Raw genomic sequence first — 22458 nt, 5'->3', positions numbered from 1 at the left:
TCGTTGTGCAATATTTTTTTGTTCTAAAACGCAGAGGGAGCGTCGTTCGCTATTCTAAGAAAGTAGTTTTGCGACACTCCCTTTTTACCTTTACTATGTCATTTACACATTGTTGACTGCCTCACTTATTGCAAGAACATAGCTTTTCAAGCTATCCTCATTAGCCGACAAAAACTTTGTCCTTAAGCCCTCTGATATTTCCAGCTGCACTCCCCGTTCGTCTATATCTCTATTCACTATGTTATCTGGCGATTTGCCGGCCAGATCCTTCGGAGTATCTTTTTTTACAGTAAAACCATACTTAGTCAGAGATTCTTTTATTCTGTTTCCCAATTCCGTGTCCCGGCCTCCTATATATGTAAATTCCTCTGCACCGTTACACCCGTGGATTGATAATGTCCTTTTGGATTTAGCAACCATTTCCAGTGCGTATGTTTCAGCGAATTTATCTGAAGGAACATGTAGGGCAAAATTATCTGTGTTTTTTAAACCCTGAAATGAATAATAGTTGTAATTATTATGGGAAGCTAAAGCATAAGCTAATTCAGTAGTACCTTTTTCAATTTTACCTCCATGAATTGCCACAACTGTAACATTAGAATCTGTTTCTTTAACTTCAATTTCATAATCAATATCTTTTTGAGAATCCAATAAGCTTCTTAATTCATCAAGTTCATTTTTTTGTTCTTTTATATTTTCATTTGCAATATTTAATTGTTTTTTTAGTGTTTTATTCTCATCTTCCAGTTTTGCGCCTTCGTATTTTATATAACTTGAATAGCCTATCGATAAAAAGAATAATAAAGCGAACACCTTAATTGCTGTGGCGTGTCCTCTTATGTTCATCTCTTTCCTCCTTCTGGTAGTGCCTTAACAATTACAGGTACCTGAGACTCGAAATTTTTTTTAATTGTACCACAGCAAATAGGGGAAAAAGAAGGCCCTCGTTTGAGAGCCTTACTTGTCAATCCGACTACTCATTGATTTTTTCATATCGTCTTGCTCCGACATAGCGTGAAGTCCAATAACTATCCGAGATATTAAGATCACGAATTGCTGCACCTTCAGATTCTGTTACGATGATAAACTGCCCATTTCCAATATACAACCCCGGCAGCAGTACCTTGCTGGAGCCTTCGAAGAATAAAACATCTCCAATATTTATATCTTCCCTTTTTATTTCAGTTCCTAAAGCCCATTGCTGGGATGAGTATCTTGGTAGATCAATATCTAAACCTGCTTTCATAACGTATTGTATAAACCCGGAGTAATCAAAGCCTTCTTTGGTATCTCCTCCCGCTAAGTAAGGCACACCCAGGGTTTTATATGCCTCTTCAACGACTTTAGAGTCCAGCCTCAAACTAAGCGAGTCAAAGCGCTTTACTACCGCAAGGCGGCCCAACCAATATGGTCCTAAATAGCTGATTGTAGTCATACCTTCGTCGCCAGAGGCATGAATTATATAATTATTTCCCAGATAAATAGCGGCATGTGATATTCCTTCCTGTGATACTCCTTCCTGCAATTTTCCTTTAAAATAAATCACGTCGCCCGGGCGCATGTTTTCGAAATCGGTAGTCTCGCCTACTTCACATTGTTTATAGGTTATGCGAGGCAAGTAAACTTTTTTAGCATCTCTAAAGACTGTCTGAACTAAATAAGAACAGTCAAAACCGTCGGTTGTCTCGCCACCTAACAAATAAGGAGTTCCTATATATTTCATTGCTTCTCGAATAACTGAATTACCATTTTCCCTATAATTCTCAGGCCGGGAATAATATATATCGGCCGCCGTTAGTCGTTTTGCACCTGCATATATATCCGACCAATACTCACTCTCAATATCCCTTTCCGCAACTCCTTCCGTAGTCTGAACTATAAACATACCATTTCCTTTATAAATACCGGGTATAAGGCTGCTTCCCCGGAAAAACACCAAGTCTCCCGGTTGAAGGTCCTCTTTAGAAATTGATTCGCCTATTTCATAGATCCTATTGGAAAAGACAGGTAGCTGTATGCCGAGAGTATCTTTAAAGACATGACGTACAAAATTAGTCGTATTAAAGCCTTCGAATGGTGAATTCCCTTCCGGGTTATAGGATGTTCCAAGCAAATCCACAGCCTTTTCTACAATTGGATTGCTTACGATGCCTTTTTCAATAATATTGTTAGTAAACCGTCTTGCTCCCAGCAACCTGGATTTCCAATAATCACTTGTTTCGAGATCCACTGCAGCAACCCCATTAGTTGTAACAATAACAAAAATATCATTATCGATATAAATTCCCGGTAGTCGTACACCGCTGCCTTGAAAGAATAACACATCACCAGATTTAATATCAGCCTTATCTATTTCCATACCTACTCGCCATTGTTCGTTCGATGTTCTGGGAAAATCCAGTTTGTTTACTTCACTAAAAACGTATTGCACAAAGCCTGAATGATCGAAGCCATTTGGGTCATTACTTCCAAGTTTATAAGGAGATCCTACTAATTCAAGGGCTTTTACGGCTATGGGATTTAATTCATCAGCTATATTTGTGTAACGCCTTGCACCTTTATACCGATCCCTCCAATAGGAATCTTCTACTATATTCCGTTTTACTACGCCTTCATTAGTCGCTACAACAATAATGATATCATCGCCTTTGTATATTGCCGGTATTAGGTTTTCGCTTCCGGTAAAGAAGAGAACATCTCCAGACTGTATTTCACTGCGTTCTATAGGTTTACCCAGTTTCCATAACTGTGAAGGCGATCCGGGGAGGACTATATTCTCTTCCTCCCTAAATATATACTGAATAAACCCGGTGCTATTAAATCCTTCCTCCGGTGTATTTCCCCCTTGTGCAAAGGGTTCGCCGTTTAAACTCTCTGCAAGTAAAGCCGCTTGAATTTCTGTATCATTATTATAGCCATAGGATGGGCTTGTAACAGTTAAGAGGATTAAGAGGATTAACCATATGACATTTAGTTCTTTAAATCGGTTCATTTTAAAATCCACCTGCTTTATCTCGCTTGCCGCCTTTAAGACTCCCGCAGCAAACTTTACTTAAACTGCAAGATCTTGTAGTTTGGCATTTTATTGGCATTTTTCATATTTAAAGCATTCGCGATTTCATTATTGAATTCCTGTTGTAAAACTTCATATATAAGCAATTTCAAACACGCATAAATTTTATTGCCTCCAGCTTTCTAACCAGCCAGAACCCGGCCACTCGGATATTAATATAGCTTTTGGCAGCATTCATCTTTAACGACAGTTGTCCAGAGATATAACGTCCCAGTGTAAAGGTTCTATCAGGGGTTGAATTTCAATCCACGCACTCCAGTGGAGTGCGATTGGTGTTTACAATATGACCGTCACCCGTACTTTTAATTTCAATCCACGCACTCCAGTGGAGTGCGATTTTTTCAACAAGCAACTCCAGCTTGGTTCGGATGATTTCAATCCACGCACTCCAGTGGAGTGCGATTTAATAATACAGAGAAATTTGACCTGGCTGAACTATTTCAATCCACGCACTCCAGTGGAGTGCGATCCTTCTAATCTAAAAGCTACAGGTACGGATTAAAATTTCAATCCACGCACTCCAGTGGAGTGCGATCGGTTCGGGACGTCGGCTTAGTCCCGACGATGATGATTTCAATCCACGCACTCCAGTGGAGTGCGATAATCAATCACATTAGCGAGGTGAGCCAAAAAATGGAGATTTCAATCCACGCACTCCAGTGGAGTGCGATGATCAGGAGATAGCGCAATTAGCTTGGCTGGATTTATTTCAATCCACGCACTCCAGTGGAGTGCGATGTAATGACTTTAGAGGAAATATTTGATTATGATATTTCAATCCACGCACTCCAGTGGAGTGCGATGGTCTCCCCCGCTTCCACTGCTGGCGTTGCCCAATTTCAATCCACGCACTCCAGTGGAGTGCGATTGATGCGGAGCTGGATGAGCTGCTGCAAGAATCGATTTCAATCCACGCACTCCAGTGGAGTGCGATGAATAATAACGCCCAGGGTGTTGCCGCCAGCTTTATTTCAATCCACGCACTCCAGTGGAGTGCGATCCTGCCAGCTACCTTCAGCTTGTGCCAGCCCTTTTCAAATTTCAATCCACGCACTCCAGTGGAGTGCGATTTATAGGGGTAGCATCGCCATTGAATACCTCGATTAATTTCAATCCACGCACTCCAGTAGAGTGCGATCTTTAACTTTCACTTGGCATCCCTCCAAATAGTAATTTCAATCCACGCACTCCAGTAGAGTGCGATAGAGCTTGTACACCAGCCTCAACCATATCCTGTTATTTCAATCCACGCACTCCAGTAGAGTGCGATGGGCTTTACAGGGTTTAGCCCCAAGCCGCCTTTAAATTTCAATCCACGCACTCCAGTAGAGTGCGATAATATAAAGCCACCAAAGCCCCCCACCACCACACAATTTCAATCCACGCACTCCAGTAGAGTGCGATAGTTCGGATAGATTGCTGGCAATTCCCCTGGCGGATTTCAATCCACGCACTCCAGTAGAGTGCGATGAGGACGGCAGCGAAGGCCAGGCCACCATAACCAATTTCAATCCACGCACTCCAGTAGAGTGCGATCGGCTTAACTCTTTCGTATCTCCGTGGTACTCATGATTTCAATCCACGCACTCCAGTAGAGTGCGATTTACATTTACTGCCAAATAATCACCTGCTTATTTGATTTCAATCCACGCACTCCAGTAGAGTGCGATGTAATACCTTGCCAGCGTTTCTTTCCTCTGCTGATTTCAATCCACGCACTCCAGTAGAGTGCGATGGAAACAGTGGCAAAAATACATGGTGCGATTGCCATTTCAATCCACGCACTCCAGTAGAGTGCGATGATGCTGCTGAACATATTCTCACTGAGAGTCAGGACATTTCAATCCACGCACTCCAGTAGAGTGCGATCCTTGAAGTGCCAAATATGCGGCAAGAAGTCAGGATTTCAATCCACGCACTCCAGTAGAGTGCGATTTCCTTGTATTTCTCACTATTAGCCCTTGTCATAATTTCAATCCACGCACTCCAGTAGAGTGCGATCTATATTTTTTACCACCCAAACAGGCGGTCTATTTATTTCAATCCACGCACTCCAGTAGAGTGCGATAATTCGCCAGGGGTTTTATAATGCCTGCAGGGGGTATTTCAATCCACGCACTCCAGTAGAGTGCGATGATAATTTCCCGATCGTTTTCCTCGTCATATAAGAATTTCAATCCACGCACTCCAGTAGAGTGCGATTAAATTCATCGCGTATTTTGCCGTCTTTATAGGTATTTCAATCCACGCACTCCAGTAGAGTGCGATGGGTTCATATCCAGGCGGATCGGCTTGTTTTGGAATTTCAATCCACGCACTCCAGTAGAGTGCGATGTCAAATGCTCCCAGGGAGGTGGATCCACCTTCAGATTTCAATCCACGCACTCCAGTAGAGTGCGATGTCAAATGCTCCCAGGGAGGTGGATCCACCTTCAGATTTCAATCCACGCACTCCAGTAGAGTGCGATGGTGGTCTTATGAGAAGGGTTCGATAGAGGCGGGATTTCAATCCACGCACTCCAGTAGAGTGCGATGGTTTTTCTGCTGGCTGCGTTATATCAGGACTAGGTATTTCAATCCACGCACTCCAGTAGAGTGCGATCGTATTCTCCGGCCTGATCAAATCTCTGTCAATCTATTTCAATCCACGCACTCCAGTAGAGTGCGATTGCTATTGCTCATCTTACTTCTTATCGACATTGCTATTTCAATCCACGCACTCCAGTAGAGTGCGATAAGGAATAAGGCCCGCTCTATTAGATGTTAGAAATTTCAATCCACGCACTCCAGTAGAGTGCGATGACTGAGTGTTTGGCTGGTAACGACATACCGGGATGATTTCAATCAACGCACTCCAGTAGAGTGCGATGGACTCGGCTGCAATCCGAACGACGTCACCCAGCAATTTCAATCCACGCACTCCAGTAGAATGAGATTGGGATGACAAGGACAAAAGTTCGTATCCTAGAAGATTTCAATCCACGCACTCCAGTAGAGTGCGATCAGAGCCAAGGCCCAGGGCCTGGCGGGTGTAAGTATTTCAATCCACGCACTCCAGTAGAGTGCGATGTCCCAAAATGAGTGGGTGCTTGAGCTAACTTCGATTTCAATCCACGCACTCCAGTAGAGTGCGATGTGTTATCGGCGGCGTCATTATTCGGTAATATCTATTTCAATCCACGCACTCCAGTAGAGTGCGATTTTAAACAGCGACTATACTGCAGCGTTCAGTGACATTTCAATCCACGCACTCCAGTAGAGTGCGATCCGTTAATTGAATTAATGGCTGAGTATAATATTATGATTTCAATCCACGCACTCCAGTAGAGTGCGATGTAATAAGCTTGGCAACATTGGTACCCCTGACATAATTTCAATCCACGCACTCCAGTAGAGTGCGATTCTGCCTTGCCAAATCGCTCCCAGGCGCACTTTTATTTCAATCCACGCACTCCAGTAGAGTGCGATTATCAGACGTAATCGTTAACACCGACGTTATGGCCATTTCAATCCACGCACTCCAGTAGAGTGCGATATGACTCAGCTGTGCATATAGATTGGGAAGTAATTATTTCAATCCACGCACTCCAGTAGAGTGCGATTATTGGTACAAGTTTTATGGGACAACCTTTATTTTATTTCAATCCACGCACTCCAGTAGAGTGCGATCTCCGGGATTATACAAGTTTAATAAGGATGTAAGATTTCAATCCACGCACTCCAGTAGAGTGCGATAAACATATTCCTGGCCATCAATATTACCTCTTTCTATTTCAATCCACGCACTCCAGTAGAGTGCGATTTTCCAGATGCTCCTTCAGCGCCTCCCGGTACTGATTTCAATCCACGCACTCCAGTAGAGTGCGATGCATTATTTCTGAAATACGCCCTTGCCTCAATCCTTACTGATTTCAATCCACGCACTCCAGTAGAGTGCGATCCTCACGCCTCGGTGCCGGTGGCCGCTCTCGATATGTATTTCAATCCACGCACTCCAGTAGAGTGCGATTTGCAGAAAGGTATCAGGTGCCGGTGGAGTTAGTATTTCAATCCACGCACTCCAGTAGAGTGCGATCGAAGGAATACCCCTCGTGATAACCGTACGTCATATTTCAATCCACGCACTCCAGTAGAGTGCGATGAGCCTGGAGAAGCAGCGTGATGGGATCGTTGAGATTTCAATCCACGCACTCCAGTAGAGTGCGATATTGAGGCGGACACGACCGGAGGTGACCAACAGTATTTCAATCCACGCACTCCAGTAGAGTGCGATGTAGTTTGGGGGCTATGTCACCTGTAGTATATCTTATTTCAATCCACGCACTCCAGTAGAGTGCGATCTGCAGGAGAGGCTTTTATATTTACCCGTAGGGATATTTCAATCCACGCACTCCAGTAGAGTGCGATGAAAACCCAAGGCCGGGCGTCTATTAGCTTAAATATTTCAATCCACGCACTCCAGTAGAGTGCGATAAAGCTTGAGTCCCTGACCAAACAACAACTGTGGATTTCAATCCACGCACTCCAGTAGAGTGCGATGGGGGAAAATTGGACGCGCTGGAGGACATCGTGATTTCAATCCACGCACTCCAGTAGAGTGCGATTACGCTATAACGGCGTAAATTTTATCTTACAGGGTATTTCAATCCACGCACTCCAGTGGAGTGCGATGCAGTCCCCGTCGCTAGTCAAAATTTCCACCCGATTTCAATCCACGCACTCCAGTGGAGTGCGATGTTACGCTTCCGAAGGATAGTTTTATCCCGAAAATTTCAATCCACGCACTCCAGTGGAGTGCGATCAAACACACCGCCGCCGACAGACAAAACGAACGATTATTTCAATCCACGCACTCCAGTGGAGTGCGATTTTGGCTGCTGGGATGGACAGTAAGGTAGGAGGTATTTCAATCCACGCACTCCAGTGGAGTGCGATTCTGATGGCTTGCCAGCTAAAACCTTAACGGAGCATTTCAATCCACGCACTCCAGTGGAGTGCGATTCAAAATGGGGCGTCGGTTCATCGGGGTGGAGTTATTTCAATCCACGCACTCCAGTGGAGTGCGATGGGCTTCGCTATTCGGCATTGAGCCGGAAACAAAAATTTCAATCCACGCACTCCAGTGGAGTGCGATGTTAGAAGCGGTGCGGTTAAAGGATTGGCATGTTATTTCAATCCACGCACTCCAGTGGAGTGCGATCAAGGGCATTGCTTGGCTACATGTGTACTACGATATTTCAATCCACGCACTCCAGTGGAGTGCGATGGGCATGATATGGTACAATTGGAGTAGGCAAGTCTGATTTCAATCCACGCACTCCAGTGGAGTGCGATCAGCACCGCCGTTAGCAATGGCCAGGCCCATCTGAATTTCAATCCACGCACTCCAGTGGAGTGCGATCAACCACGCTATTGAGGTTATCGGTAATATCTACATTTCAATCCACGCACTCCAGTGGAGTGCGATAGCAATGGTGGCGGTTTCCGAAGGTAAAATTCGTAATTTCAATCCACGCACTCCAGTGGAGTGCGATTTTATTCCCTACCGAAACGGGCTTGAAGTTGGTATTTCAATCCACGCACTCCAGTGGAGTGCGATAACCGGTTCCGGATCCTGTTTCGGTGTTTTAGTTGGTATTTCAATCCACGCACTCCAGTGGAGTGCGATCCGACATCCAAGAGCGCCTGCAACATAGCGTCGAGATTTCAATCCACGCACTCCAGTGGAGTGCGATGTTACCGGTATTGTAAGCATTGATGATCCAGAGATTTCAATCCACGCACTCCAGTGGAGTGCGATTTTTGCCATCGGTCTAGTAATGTGTATATTACCATTTCAATCCACGCACTCCAGTGGAGTGCGATGATGCCCCGAGGGCGGAAAATCATGTGGTTGGTGATTTCAATCCACGCACTCCAGTGGAGTGCGATTGCGTAACCATCAAAGCTTTCTTCGTAATTACGATTTCAATCCACGCACTCCAGTGGAGTGCGATCGGCACCTCCTTTCGTAATTTCTGGTTAACTAACGATTTCAATCCACGCACTCCAGTGGAGTGCGATCCAATGCGGGGGCACTATGGATCACCCGGTAGGACATTTCAATCCACGCACTCCAGTGGAGTGCGATTTTCCTTATATGGAGTATTTTTCAGGTAAAGGAATATTTCAATCCACGCACTCCAGTGGAGTGCGATAGAATCTAGCGGATCAAGGGAATAAGGATAATCCATTTCAATCCACGCACTCCAGTGGAGTGCGATGGTGACAGACAAGATCTACTTCTCCGAGTAGGGATTTCAATCCACGCACTCCAGTGGAGTGCGATGGAACGGCTGCGTGGAAAGAGGCAATTATGCAGATTTCAATCCACGCACTCCAGTGGAGTGCGATTTGGTAAATCGCCGTTTAAAAGCAACAAAGAGGCCATTTCAATCCACGCACTCCAGTGGAGTGCGATTGTAAATATCTGCTTTATACCTTCCCATACCGTTATTTCAATCCACGCACTCCAGTGGAGTGCGATTTGTTATCACTGTTATATGCCGCCATCCATTCAGTATTTCAATCCACGCACTCCAGTGGAGTGCGATTTTTTACGTATAACGTTGTTATAGTCCCACCGTCTATTTCAATCCACGCACTCCAGTGGAGTGCGATAATCGAAGCTCGTATTATCGCCTGGCTGGCGGATATTTCAATCCACGCACTCCAGTGGAGTGCGATCCTGGCTCATTTGGTGTGATTTAAACGCTGAAAGTATTTCAATCCACGCACTCCAGTGGAGTGCGATGTCCAACTAAAATATACTCTAGATGTAGTTGTAATTTCAATCCACGCACTCCAGTGGAGTGCGATTGTCTGGTCATCAATAAATCTGACGTGTTCAGAAATTTCAATCCACGCACTCCAGTGGAGTGCGATTAAGTGGACTGCAACATTGACAAATGCCGGCAGAATTTCAATCCACGCACTCCAGTGGAGTGCGATGCTACAGTATTGGCGATATCGGACGCAAAGGCCACAATTTCAATCCACGCACTCCAGTGGAGTGCGATTTTACAGTACGTACGTCACGTGCTATACTCCAATATTTCAATCCACGCACTCCAGTGGAGTGCGATTAAATAAAAGCATCAAACTAGTCTGCAAAAGGGATATTTCAATCCACGCACTCCAGTGGAGTGCGATAATTTCTGACCCGCAGGTCGGACACACACCCAGGATATTTCAATCCACGCACTCCAGTGGAGTGCGATCTTTGATCCAAGATGGTAAGTGCCTTCACCTGATTATTTCAATCCACGCACTCCAGTGGAGTGCGATTCCCTAACATAATCTTGTATATGCCATCCACCTTTATTTCAATCCACGCACTCCAGTGGAGTGCGATTTGCTCATCACCACCGGTATCGTCACCGGAAATTATTTCAATCCACGCACTCCAGTGGAGTGCGATACGGCCATAAGTTGGGCAGGCACAAGCTCACTAATTTCAATCCACGCACTCCAGTGGAGTGCGATGCCTCGACACGCGATAGCAAGAATACTTTGTCAATTTCAATCCACGCACTCCAGTGGAGTGCGATCCATACCACCGAAAAATCTCCGGATAGTATGCCGATTTCAATCCACGCACTCCAGTGGAGTGCGATGGTCACTCGCACATCTCCAAAGACTACTACGAAAACATTTCAATCCACGCACTCCAGTGGAGTGCGATGTTCAAATTTATGTCAACCCGCGAACAACTACTGATTTCAATCCACGCACTCCAGTGGAGTGCGATGCTCGAGCGTTTGATGTAAACTTTGAGACCCGGGATATTTCAATCCACGCACTCCAGTGGAGTGCGATCCCTACTGACCAGCCAAATGAGGGGCACCGGTTTATTTCAATCCACGCACTCCAGTGGAGTGCGATCTGGTCACCAAGCCGAGCATTGCGGGATTCGGGATATTTCAATCCACGCACTCCAGTGGAGTGCGATTAAGCTGGAGCTACCCCTGCATGACGGGGATACCATTTCAATCCACGCACTCCAGTGGAGTGCGATCTGCTTTTTTTCGCACTGATCCGCGTAAACTTGCCATTTCAATCCACGCACTCCAGTGGAGTGCGATCACCACGAGAGTGACCCGTGCAGCGGCAGGGAAGTATTTCAATCCACGCACTCCAGTGGAGTGCGATTAGCTCGGCCAGTACGATATCACTGTTTCGAATTTATTTCAATCCACGCACTCCAGTGGAGTGCGATCTATGCGACCGCCGTAATAGCTGGCTATCACCGATTTCAATCCACGCACTCCAGTGGAGTGCGATTTAACAATTTTTACACCTCCTTTAGCAATACCTATCACCGATTTCAATCCACGCACTCCAGTGGAGTGCGATTTGCCGGCCTCGTTTACCTGTACAAAACAAACGATATTTCAATCCACGCACTCCAGTGGAGTGCGATTCAACTTCTCTTGGTCTCCAAGCCTGTCAGCAGATTTCAATCCACGCACTCCAGTGGAGTGCGATGCGATGCCGTCCACCGTCAGGCTGTATTTATTCTGATTTCAATCCACGCACTCCAGTGGAGTGCGATTACAACCTCATACCAAAAGTCACCCCCGACAGGAATTTCAATCCACGCACTCCAGTGGAGTGCGATCGTGTGAAGTGTGCGGAGATAAGTTTGTAGCATTATTTCAATCCACGCACTCCAGTGGAGTGCGATCTGCCGAGCTGCTCCAAGGATGCAGATCCTTTGATGATTTCAATCCACGCACTCCAGTGGAGTGCGATAGTTTTACCTTCCACTACTTTAGTCTCGTCTGTAAATTTCAATCCACGCACTCCAGTGGAGTGCGATTGTAATAATATTTTCATGTCGAACATTAGAAATAATTTCAATCCACGCACTCCAGTGGAGTGCGATTAGATAAGTTTTCTAAAATTGATATACCCTCATTATTTCAATCCACGCACTCCAGTGGAGTGCGATCGTCGCTACCGGGAAGCCCGAAGACCAGGTAACGAAATTTCAATCCACGCACTCCAGTGGAGTGCGATCGGCTGGCTTTATGGGTGTGCCGAGGGTTAAATCAATTTCAATCCACGCACTCCAGTGGAGTGCGATGTTTAACTTGGTTTTGTAAGCCGGGACAAATTTATTTCAATCCACGCACTCCAGTGGAGTGCGATTGTATCATATTTGCCGGCACGCTGACAGGGTTATATTTCAATCCACGCACTCCAGTGGAGTGCGATGTAAAAACCTCCCCGGCACTGGCTGCCGCACCAAGATTTCAATCCACGCACTCCAGTGGAGTGCGATTATTAGTAATAGCAACATTGCCCGTCACAGGCAGTATTTCAATCCACGCACTCCAGTGGAGTGCGATTAACCTTATTTCTGGTTTGTATAAAATCCCAAATATTTCAATCCACGCACTCCAGTGGAGTGCGATCGGGCCGTTGTGATGGCTTTGGGCAGCCAAGTCGATTTCAATCCACGCACTCCAGTGGAGTGCGATTTGCAACCCGCCAATAACTGTATTTTGCTGCCCGAATTTCAATCCACGCACTCCAGTGGAGTGCGATGATAAGCTTAGAGCGGCAGCAATTCATCCTAGAATTTCAATCCACGCACTCCAGTGGAGTGCGATGGTACGGTCTGGATTGGTATTGATTCCGTATACGATTTCAATCCACGCACTCCAGTGGAGTGCGATAACCAAGGAATCATCATCGGCCCCATATAACTTAATTTCAATCCACGCACTCCAGTGGAGTGCGATATGTTGTTAATGGTTCGAATACTGTCACAATTGAATTTCAATCCACGCACTCCAGTGGAGTGCGATGGGATACGCCCGAGAATGCCGGGCCTGGGAAGTGATTTCAATCCACGCACTCCAGTGGAGTGCGATATCATAGCGCAACCGGAGACGTATCATTTAGATTAATTTCAATCCACGCACTCCAGTGGAGTGCGATATTGTTGTTTGTGATAAGTGCGGGAAAGAGATTATTTCAATCCACGCACTCCAGTGGAGTGCGATCTGGCAGGAGCGTTCCGGGGTGGCGCAGATGAAGCATTTCAATCCACGCACTCCAGTGGAGTGCGATCATTTGGTGAAAGGGTTCGTAAACGACGTAAAGAATTTCAATCCACGCACTCCAGTGGAGTGCGATTTGCACTTGGGCAAGACCTTCTTTCACAGATTTGGATTTCAATCCACGCACTCCAGTGGAGTGCGATAAGCGCCTGCGTAGAGATTATAAACGGGGGCATTGATTTCAATCCACGCACTCCAGTGGAGTGCGATGTCAAGAAGTTACCCCTGTTGTTATGACAGGTGTTATTTCAATCCACGCACTCCAGTGGAGTGCGATCATAGCGCAACCGGAGACGTATCATTCAGATTAATTTCAATCCACGCACTCCAGTGGAGTGCGATTTTATACTCAATTATGTCAGCACTATATAATTCTTATTTCAATCCACGCACTCCAGTGGAGTGCGATTTTTTATGGATAATTGCCTCTCCTGATAATCTTAAATTTCAATCCACGCACTCCAGTGGAGTGCGATGGTACGTCGCCGGTAGCCTGTAGGCTGCCTTCGTCATTTCAATCCACGCACTCCAGTGGAGTGCGATGTAACATTTTGGGGATAAAGCCCAAAGACATAGTCATTTCAATCCACGCACTCCAGTGGAGTGCGATCGGCGGAGGCGTGGGGCCTGGAAGTGTCCACAGTATTTCAATCCACGCACTCCAGTGGAGTGCGATCGCGAAAATCCCTATAAAAAGGAGAATGACAGCCTAGAAATAGGCAATTTATTGCTTTTTCTTTATATATTTCCACATATTTGCTATATTTAATTACATATTTTCACATATCTCACCCTGTTTTGGGTGCGATCCTCCCAGAGATTCTATGTGCACTTGGGATCCGCACCATTAAAAAATCAGTGGCTCCTCTAAATCCAATGACGGTTTGGCACCAAAGTGCTCGACTTTGGTTTTATATTTATTGCCTAAACGATAGAAACGCAAGCTATCCTTTCCTTCGTCAATTAAGCTGCAAAGTTCTATTTTCAAAGCTGTCAATTGAGCTGCATCGATAATACACTCAAAAACGGAATTTTGCACCCGCTGACCATAATTTTGACATGCTCTCGCTACTTTACTAAGCCTTTTGGAACCTCCTGTACTGGATGTTTGAACATCATACGTGATTAAAACAAGCATATCTTCACCTACTTCCATAAAAATGGCGGGTATTCGTCTAAATCTCCACGCAAAAAACGCGCCAATAGTAAAGCTTGAGCGTAAGGGACTAATCCCCAGGAAATTTTTTCTCCGAGATAAGGATGGGTGATTTTTTCCTGCTTTTTTGTCTGCCATGCTTTCAAAAATGATTTACGCGAGTCTTCTGTCATAAGCACCGCTCCATTTTCCTTCTGATAAAAATCAGCAGCAGCCACTTCTTTTCGATTAATAAGTGAAAGAACAAGCCGATCCGCATAAATCCCCCTTAATTCTTCCATCAGATCCAGGGCAAGGGATGCACGGCCGGGACGGTCCTGATGCATGAAACCGACATAAGCATCAAGACCAACCGTTTCCAACGCACTCGCTGCATCGTTTGCAAGCAGCGTGTAGGCAAAAGACAGCATGGCATTCACATTATCTTTGGGAGGTCTTCTCGAACGGCCATGAAAAGCAAAGCTGTCTTTCTGCTGCAAGATCATCTGGTTAAATACTTTATTATAGTTGGTGGCCGCCTGCCCTTCCCAGCCCCGCAAGCTTTCTAAATTGTCACAACCACGCACCTCTTGCAAGATATTCGAAAAAAGACGTGAGACCGATTTAAACTGCTCCACATTCACTCTTAGGGGATGTTCTCGAGTGATTCGTTCAAGCATCCATTTATTGTTGTAGATCTTCCCAATAATAAAATTCCGGGCAACCTGCATCGACTCTTTTTCATTTTCAGAAATACGGTATTGTGTTTTTCTTAGAACTACATTTCCTCTACTTTGTCCGATAACTCTAGCTAAAAAGCGCCCGCTTTGCGTCAGAAAACAAATGGAAATATTGCGCTCGGCACAGTAACCCATTAGTGCCGGACTGGCGCCTGTATATCCGAAACTGATAATGGATTCCAGGTTATGGAGGGGTAATCGGCCAAGCTTTTCTTGCTCCTTTAATAATAAAATGTTATCGCCGTCGAGGGATAAGTAGGCATCGGGCTGAGTGACATACAAAGTATTCAACAACTTCTTCATTCGCCCAACCTCCCCTCAATGTAGCTTTTTACGGAGCGTTTTTTCATAAGCTGCGGCAGGCAGATATGCTGCAAAGAGCAGTTTCTGCAAAAAGGTCCGGTTTTCACCTTGGGCGTATGGCGCCTTTCATAGTACTGGTGCATTTCCTCCGCCATTCTTATAACTTGATCTTTTAACTCGTCGGTAATCGGCACTTCCACACGGCGCTTGATCTCATTATAAAACAGGTAGCCCCTGTCAATATGGCAAACAAGCATCTCCTCCAAACACATCGCCTGGGCGATCAATTGAATAATATCTTCATCGCCTTTCTTCGGTTTTCCGCGCTTGTACTCCACCGGATACGCCCTGTAAGTCCCGTCCACCCCGAACAATTCCACCCCATCCGGATCTTTGATAAACTCCACAACATCGCAGATACCGCTTACCCGCAATCTCCTCGACTGGACCGGCATGGCCCGGACAACAAGCTTGTTGCCACGTTTTTCCTTCATAAACGGTTGGTCGGCTTTCTCATGCAAATGCTGCCCTTCAATGGTCTTTACATTTTCTTCCCACTGCTGTTCAATGTGGATCAATGCCCACTGTCGTTTGCAAAACTGGAAATGCTGCAACCCCGACAGCATCAAATAACGATCTTCTTCATTACTGACCATCGATCACTTCAACATCCAAGCCCTCTAGTTCACGCAACTCAATTTCATAATCAGCAAAGCTTTTGGGCTCCTCTGCTTTGGATTTGACAGTTAACAAGCGGTGTACTTTGGCGGATGAATATTGCCCAATTTTTGACGAATGCTTCCACCAATACACCTTATGAACTTCCATACTGCCATCAGGACGAGCCGACGAGCTGTCATTCATAAAAAGCGTGGCCAAAACCTGTTTGATTTTTTCCGCATCGTCATTGGTAAAGCCTGTTTTCTCTGCAAGCTGAGTATTGATGCTGCCCTTAAACACATAAACCCCGAAATCCACACGGTGCTTCATGCCCATTGTATCCGAGCTGCGCTTTTCACCGGTGACAGAGTTGACGCTTTTGGTAATTTGGGTACTGACAATATCAATGGGATCAATGCTGGTCGCTACATGAACAGACACCGGCCCCCGCACCCCTACAGATAGATCAGAGCCTTTAAAGGCAAACACTTGCCCGAAGCTGCGCACATCAATCCACTCCCGGCAGGCAATTTGGGCAAATTCATCCGCAGACGGATTTTTCGCCTTCAGCATCTTTGCCAACTCCGGATTGGCATCAGCCCGCTCCCGCAGACTTCTATAACCATCGATTTTCCTGTCGTCCGATTGGACAAAAACCGCTTCCCCCATGTCCTGCAGACGATTGCGTATTTTCCGTTTAATGGCGACATCGGAGATTTCCCCATACCCGTCGTAATTTTGACGCGGCCGGTTTCCGTTTAACGGATCTCCGTTTGGATTTGCTTTTGACACGGACAAAACAACGGCAAAATCAATCTTGTGATCAAGTGTGCTCATTCTTTAGCCTCCTCCTCTTTTTTGGCATAAAGCTCCCGGCGCTGGCTGTAAAACCCCAGCAAATATTGTTCCGACAACGGGGTGTTATTAAAATCACCTTTCCGGAATTGATCGCCAATCTCATCTATCAATTTCGATAAATATGTTGCCTTTGTACCAAGCTTAGCCTGATAGGGCTGCAAGCTTTCCTGAATCGTTTTCCAAGTACGTCCCGGATTTTTTGAAAAAGAATTCATGTAACGGATGGCATTGGTTGCTCTTGTTTCTTCTTTTCCAAGAGCCCTCCTCTCCAAGACATCCGCCACAGCCAGCAAACGGCCAAACAAATAGCTGCGATCATCTGAATCCCTATCTAACGGCACATTCCATTCCCCTTCCTTCTTATTATCACTGTTACCACCGATGAACATTTTTTTGATGAGTGCGCAGGCAATGCTTACTGTTTTTTCCCATTCCTCCCGTTTCATTGAAACGGGATTGGATGCACGCTGAAAAGCACTTTTGACAATGTCCCTGGGAACCGCACGTTCATCAACAATACAAGGAAGCATCCGTTCCATCAGTCCCTTCACCACTTTATCGCTTGCCCTTGGCCCGTAAGCGGCAATCGCGATATCCCTTGTGGCCGGCGCCCCGTAAAAAGAGATAACCTTATCCTGGTCTTTCCGGTAGCGATGTTCCCAGGCGCAGGTCTCATGCCATTGTGTCAGTCGATCCAAATAAAGCTCCTTATCCATATTCCGATAGTAAAGTACCGCCATTCTGCCGGTGGTCGCCGAGTCAAGCACGAGGATATTGACCTGTGACTTATATGTCAGATCATTCCGGTAGCCGTCAATGGCTTTACGCACTTCATCGGCATAGTGCTTATCCGTGTCCGGTTCCCGTTCCGTCTCCCTATTGCTGTGCCTGATGGTGTCCAGTGCATCATCATTAGGATTGGGCACGGAAACAGGGTCATTGCCCCAAACAAGAAAAACACGGTTATCGATGGTCTTACCCTGGCGATGAATCAGCCATTTCAGCGCGTTGTGCGCCTTCTGTGAAATATCATAGCTGATGCTTGCCGCTTCCCGGCTTGTCTTAAAGCGCCCCCGGAAGGTAAAGCCGGAAGTGTCGTTGGCAGAGATCAACTTTGCCTTGTCCGCCGCATGGCGGATTTTGTTGGCATGCCGTTCGGTGGCCGGCAGCCGCTCTCCGGTAACAAAGCAAACATCCTCACCGCTTAATTTTTCATTATAGAAAGCAATGAATGACGCATACATCTTTCTATCTTTCCAAACTTCATCCATCGATTCGGGAGAATAAACGTTAAACCTAACGAAAGCGCTGGATTGCTCGGCGGCACCGCTGGAAAAAATAGCCGGTTTTCCTCCGAACCGCTCTTCATATTTTTTGTCCCACTTTTCAATCAATTGTCCCGTTTCATCAAGATGGAGTACTTGCACGTTTACTAGATCCTCGATCAAGCGGCCTTTGCGCAGGTACGTGTAAATAGCCTTCACTTTCTCGGTAGCATGCGGCGAATTGGCCCATGCCTCTAAATTTCGTATATACACATCAAAAGGGGTATCATCCGAATCTTTGATTTTGCCGCCATATTTGACAAAATCACCGGCGACATAACTGAGCTTATCGTGGAGCGGGTATGGTGCCACCTTCGATCCGGAACGACTGGCAGCCTCTTCCGTACAGGGGATTACCGTGTTTTTTTTCTCTAATGGTTTTGCCGTCAGGAAATCCCCATCCTCATCCACCGCTACCTCAATATGCGCATTTTGCGTGGTATGGGATACCGGCAGCAGCGTGTATTCCCGGTTTCCTCCCTTCTTGAACGTTTTTCCCACCTGATCAAGATTTGCTTCATACGTTTGACTTAAGTGAAACAACCAGCTCATACTACTCACCACCTAATTCTTGGAGTAACTGCTCCGCCGACTGCACATTGTATGGACTGAACCCTTTCGCTTCCATCTCTTTCACCGGACGAACAATTTTACACTCTTCCGGCTTTATAAACTTGATATATCCTTTGTCCATCTTCACAGACCACAACCTTACCTCCAGACGGTTTTGCCCCGTTTCATCGGGATAGTTGAAGCCGTGGACCATTGTCCCCAGGTGATGTATACCCTCTTCATCATAACATCCTGTGCTGCTGCCAAACTCACACGGTTCCACATATCCCTGGCATTCCCTGGCTCCAAGAAAAATATCTCTCCGCCCTCCTACTTGGAGGGCTCGTTGCAGGATGCTGTAATGTTTCCCTTCAATTCGGTCAAAGGCCAGGTCTGGGCGGTTGAGGTTAAAATCAAAATGCGCGCGCACTTGATAATGGACATCTTTTAGGTATGTGTAATTGGCAAGTGTATTCCCGCCTCCATACTCAACGGGACGCACCCCTTTGGACTCCATTTGAATCGGCTTCATGACACGCAATTCGTCGATGACGAAAATAATGGTTGGCTTCCAATAAATAGATTCTACGATGCCCTTTAGCGCCTGGTAGGTTGGTACACTGTAGGAGAGTTTCTCACCACCGATCTTTGTTAACGGATCGGTAAACAATGCATAGTCACCGTACAGCTCAAATTGAATTTCATTTTTCATGTTATGGATTCACCTCCTTTAAAATGGGATTAACCTATGAATATAATCTGAACTTGCCTAAATACCTTGAATGCGGAATTTCAATCCACGCACTACTGCGGAGTGCGATTAAATGGAGGTTAGTGTGAAAAGTAGTTTCAATTTAAAAATTTTCAATAAGAAGTAAGTACCCTTTTTACCTCCCTTGAATATGTATATATAAAAAAGGATGAAGGGAGAAGAATATGAAAACCTCTAAAACGAAACAAATAAGTATACAGCTGGAGATAACCTACATCAAAATATTAGTTTGTATAGTTATAAAAATCATCCAAGAGTTCTAATTCATGTTTTATAATCATATTTTAAAATAAATCGCTTAATGCGCGGATTGAAATAATAATAAGTATGTACAAGTAAGAGAAGCCTGTTCAACAATGGATAGGCTTTTCTTAAGTGTTCGGTTAAGAAATTTATCTACCGCATGTTGTGGAAAAACAAGCATAATTGCCATGCATTTAGTATCAGGACTCCCTTAACCGATCACCTATGAGGCTTTTCTACATTAAAGCAAACTCCATCCCGCCTTCCCCTTGTAAATCAACCCCGTATTCATTGCTATACCAATTCTCTTTTAATTCATAAATCATTCCATCCAGATGCTCTATTATGGCGCCTTGCCTTTTTAATTGATTAAATCCTTGGGAATAAAGATCCACTGTATAGTGCTGGGCTTTCCTGAAAAATTTAGTTAAATCTTCGATTCGTTCACTGCTGTTAAGCGCAACAATAAGCTCCTTGCCCGCGCAATAAGGCACGATGACGGAGGTTGTTTTCTGCTCAATGACATGAAAGTAATCCGCGGCCGTTTTATAACTCCCATTCAGCAACAAAGGAAACCGCCTGCCTGTTTTCTTTTGATAATAGGTGATATAACTGTTTTCCGCAGCCTGGGCGAATAAAAGCTTTGTCATATCCTTATCCACTGCGGGAATATAGTAGTTTAAATCAGCTTCCGCTTTATGATAGAAAACCTGAAAATATTCATGCATCGCTTTTTCGGAAAGCAGGTTTCCTTCATATTTGTCCGCCTTCTTTTTAAATCTTGCAAAAATATTGGCCGCAATTCCTTTGCCTGTCTCAATTTCCGGCAAGTTAGACAACTTCTCTTCCGCATGATCGACGACATACACATACCGCAACTCGTCTTCCCCGTGCCGATTGCACCGCCCAGCAGCTTGGGCAATGGAATCCAGCCCGGCCAGGGAGCGTACGACACATTTGAAGCTGATGTCCACGCCGGCTTCAATCAACTGGGTGGTTACGCAAATAAAAGGGATGCCTTTTTTAAGCAGTTCCCGTATTTCCGTTAACCGGGTCTGGCGATGCTCCGCACACATGGATGTACTTAGATGATAGACCGGCAAGGGGCCGCCTTTGAGTTTTTTGTATAAATTTTTTACTACAGTTTTAGTATTCAGTACCACAAGGGTACTGCCCCATGCCTGAGCATCAGCCCTAAGCCAGGCCGCCAACTGTTCATTCGTCATTGGCTTGTCCGTTTTATCAATAATTTCTACCCGTTTAAAAGCTTTGCCAACACTAATAAGATCCGGGACAATTTCTCCGTCCAACGCTTTTAAAAGGCGGTGTTTTTTAACATACTCAAGGGTGGGCTGTGTCGCCGTACAAAGGAGAATACTGCAGTGTGCCTTTTCCTTTAAAAAATTCAAGGCTTCGTTAAAGAGCGAAACGCATTTGGTCGGGACCTTTTGCACCTCATCAAAGATGATAACGGAATGAATTAGGTTATGCAAACGCCGTGTGTTGCGGTTGCCTTTCGCATAAAAAACATTGAGAAACTGAACAAGGGTTGTAAAAATGACCGGGCTGTCCCAGCTATCACGGGCAAGCTTCAGCCTTTCCTTCTTTGTAAGCAAATCATACTGTTCATCAGCCTCTGCGCCGCTTCCTTGCTCCTCTTCGAAAACATTGGAATGATGCTCCAAAATGTTCTCGTTATCATGCAAAATATCTCTGACTTCCCGGGCGTTTTGTTCAATAATGGTGGTAAATGGGACGACATAAACAATGCGCTGCTTTCCATGTTCTTGCGCATGCTTCAGCGCATAGCGGAGGCTGGCCAATGTTTTGCCGCCCCCTGTGGGAATAGATAACGTATAGATGCCGGAGGGTTTTTCCGAAAATCGTTCACACTGTTCGGACATGGCAGCCCGCAGCAGGTTGATGGGCTCGGCGGCTTCTTTTTTTTCTTTCAGCACAGCCAGATGCCGGATGAGTTTTTGGTAATAGCTATTAAACAACGACCGGGGCTGATAGGGCTCTACTTCTAATTCCAGTTCTGATTCCGAAGTCTGCTCATCGAACCTTCTCGCATCAGTCCGATCGGCATCAATCAGACAACTGAAAATAAATTTTGTTAAGAAAAAACTTTGTGCCGGGCTTTTGTCGATAAATCGCCTTAACTCCTCCAAAGCAGCTGCAACATATTCGCTAAATTCTGTTTTCGTAATGACCTCTTGGAAAAAATGGTCAACAATTGATTCATACTGGGGAAGGTCCTTGTCCTGGACACGTTTTAAATAGCCCGATTCACTGGAAGGAGAAATATAGTCATGCAAATTGGCATGGTGAGAAATAATTGCATTGCCGATAATTTCGGTCAGCAGTTTCTCGTGGCAGGAGTTATTATGTAGCATCGCAAACAACAGTTTCCCTCCGGCGGTGGAATGGTCCACCCGGCCCTTTCTTGCTCCGGCTGCTTCAGGATAAAACGCCGCTTGCCTAATATAATCTTGGAATTCGTCGCTGTATTTCCCCAGATCATGGAGCATCCCCGCCAAACCGGCTACGTGTTTTAACCCAAGCTTAGCACCATAAAATTCTGCTAATCGTTTGGCTTCGAGCAAATGCTCTTTTAACGCTTGCCTCCTTTTGTCTCCTTCCCGGATACGAGCAATATACATCAACATCCTCCTCGTAAACTGTCTA

The 22458-nt window shown here is 45.4% G+C and carries 9 protein-coding genes and 1 CRISPR repeat array; all 9 genes read right to left on the bottom strand.

Annotation, left to right across the window (positions count from 1 at the left end):
- Positions 1-102: 102 nt before the first annotated feature.
- The gene (locus ABDB91_RS03305) at positions 103-846 is read right to left on the bottom strand and encodes a poly-gamma-glutamate hydrolase family protein (RefSeq protein ID WP_347490217.1); all 744 of its coding nucleotides are present in this window, start codon (positions 844-846) and stop codon (positions 103-105) included.
- A gap of 127 nt (positions 847-973) precedes the next feature.
- Complete coding sequence (locus tag ABDB91_RS03300; RefSeq protein WP_347490216.1) at positions 974-2992, bottom strand: NlpC/P60 family protein; 2019 nt, start codon at positions 2990-2992, stop codon at positions 974-976.
- Between the two features lie 319 nt (positions 2993-3311).
- Positions 3312-13858: a CRISPR direct-repeat array (repeat unit 32 nt; unit sequence ATTTCAATCCACGCACTCCAGTGGAGTGCGAT).
- 171 nt (positions 13859-14029) lie between these two features.
- Entirely contained in the window at positions 14030-14320 is a 291-nt protein-coding gene (gene cas2, locus ABDB91_RS03295; RefSeq protein ID WP_347491517.1) for a CRISPR-associated endonuclease Cas2, read from the bottom strand.
- A gap of 8 nt (positions 14321-14328) precedes the next feature.
- Positions 14329-15360: a type I-C CRISPR-associated endonuclease Cas1c gene (gene cas1c / locus ABDB91_RS03290; protein ID WP_347490215.1), complete on the bottom strand. Its 1032-nt coding sequence runs from the start codon at positions 15358-15360 to the stop codon at positions 14329-14331.
- Positions 15357-16016, bottom strand: a complete 660-nt coding sequence (cas4, locus tag ABDB91_RS03285; RefSeq protein ID WP_347490214.1) for a CRISPR-associated protein Cas4 — start codon at positions 16014-16016, stop codon at positions 15357-15359. Before cas4 ends, cas1c begins: the two co-directional genes overlap by 4 nt.
- Positions 16006-16857 carry a type I-C CRISPR-associated protein Cas7/Csd2 gene (cas7c, locus tag ABDB91_RS03280; protein WP_347490213.1) on the bottom strand — a complete coding sequence of 284 codons (852 nt, stop codon included), beginning with the start codon at positions 16855-16857 and terminating at the stop codon, positions 16006-16008. Before cas7c ends, cas4 begins: the two co-directional genes overlap by 11 nt.
- Positions 16854-18755, bottom strand: a complete 1902-nt coding sequence (cas8c, locus tag ABDB91_RS03275) for a type I-C CRISPR-associated protein Cas8c/Csd1 (RefSeq protein ID WP_347490212.1) — start codon at positions 18753-18755, stop codon at positions 16854-16856. Before cas8c ends, cas7c begins: the two co-directional genes overlap by 4 nt.
- A 1-nt stretch (position 18756) precedes the next feature.
- Positions 18757-19467, bottom strand: coding sequence for a type I-C CRISPR-associated protein Cas5c (gene cas5c / locus ABDB91_RS03270; RefSeq protein WP_347490211.1), 711 nt, complete (start codon positions 19465-19467; stop codon positions 18757-18759).
- A gap of 539 nt (positions 19468-20006) precedes the next feature.
- Entirely contained in the window at positions 20007-22433 is a 2427-nt protein-coding gene (cas3, locus tag ABDB91_RS03265; RefSeq protein ID WP_347490210.1) for a CRISPR-associated helicase Cas3', read from the bottom strand.
- Positions 22434-22458 lie beyond the last annotated feature (25 nt).

Origin of the sequence: Desulfoscipio sp. XC116, from assembly GCF_039851975.1 — a bacterium.
Taxonomy (GTDB): Bacteria; Bacillota; Desulfotomaculia; order Desulfotomaculales; family Desulfallaceae; genus Sporotomaculum.
This window is presented reverse-complemented; position numbering and strand designations above follow the sequence as displayed.

Excerpts from the sequence above, each read along its gene's own strand:
- cas3 (WP_347490210.1), bottom strand. The coding sequence starts at position 22,433 with ATGTATATTGCTCGTATCCGGGAAGGAGACAAAAGGAGGCAAGCGTTA.
- ABDB91_RS03305 (WP_347490217.1), bottom strand. The coding sequence starts at position 846 with ATGAACATAAGAGGACACGCCACAGCAATTAAGGTGTTCGCTTTATTA.
- cas8c (WP_347490212.1), bottom strand. The coding sequence starts at position 18,755 with ATGAGCTGGTTGTTTCACTTAAGTCAAACGTATGAAGCAAATCTTGAT.
- ABDB91_RS03300 (WP_347490216.1), bottom strand. The coding sequence starts at position 2,992 with ATGAACCGATTTAAAGAACTAAATGTCATATGGTTAATCCTCTTAATC.
- cas2 (WP_347491517.1), bottom strand. The coding sequence starts at position 14,320 with ATGCTTGTTTTAATCACGTATGATGTTCAAACATCCAGTACAGGAGGT.
- cas7c (WP_347490213.1), bottom strand. The coding sequence starts at position 16,857 with ATGAGCACACTTGATCACAAGATTGATTTTGCCGTTGTTTTGTCCGTG.
- cas5c (WP_347490211.1), bottom strand. The coding sequence starts at position 19,467 with ATGAAAAATGAAATTCAATTTGAGCTGTACGGTGACTATGCATTGTTT.
- cas4 (WP_347490214.1), bottom strand. The coding sequence starts at position 16,016 with ATGGTCAGTAATGAAGAAGATCGTTATTTGATGCTGTCGGGGTTGCAG.
- cas1c (WP_347490215.1), bottom strand. The coding sequence starts at position 15,360 with ATGAAGAAGTTGTTGAATACTTTGTATGTCACTCAGCCCGATGCCTAC.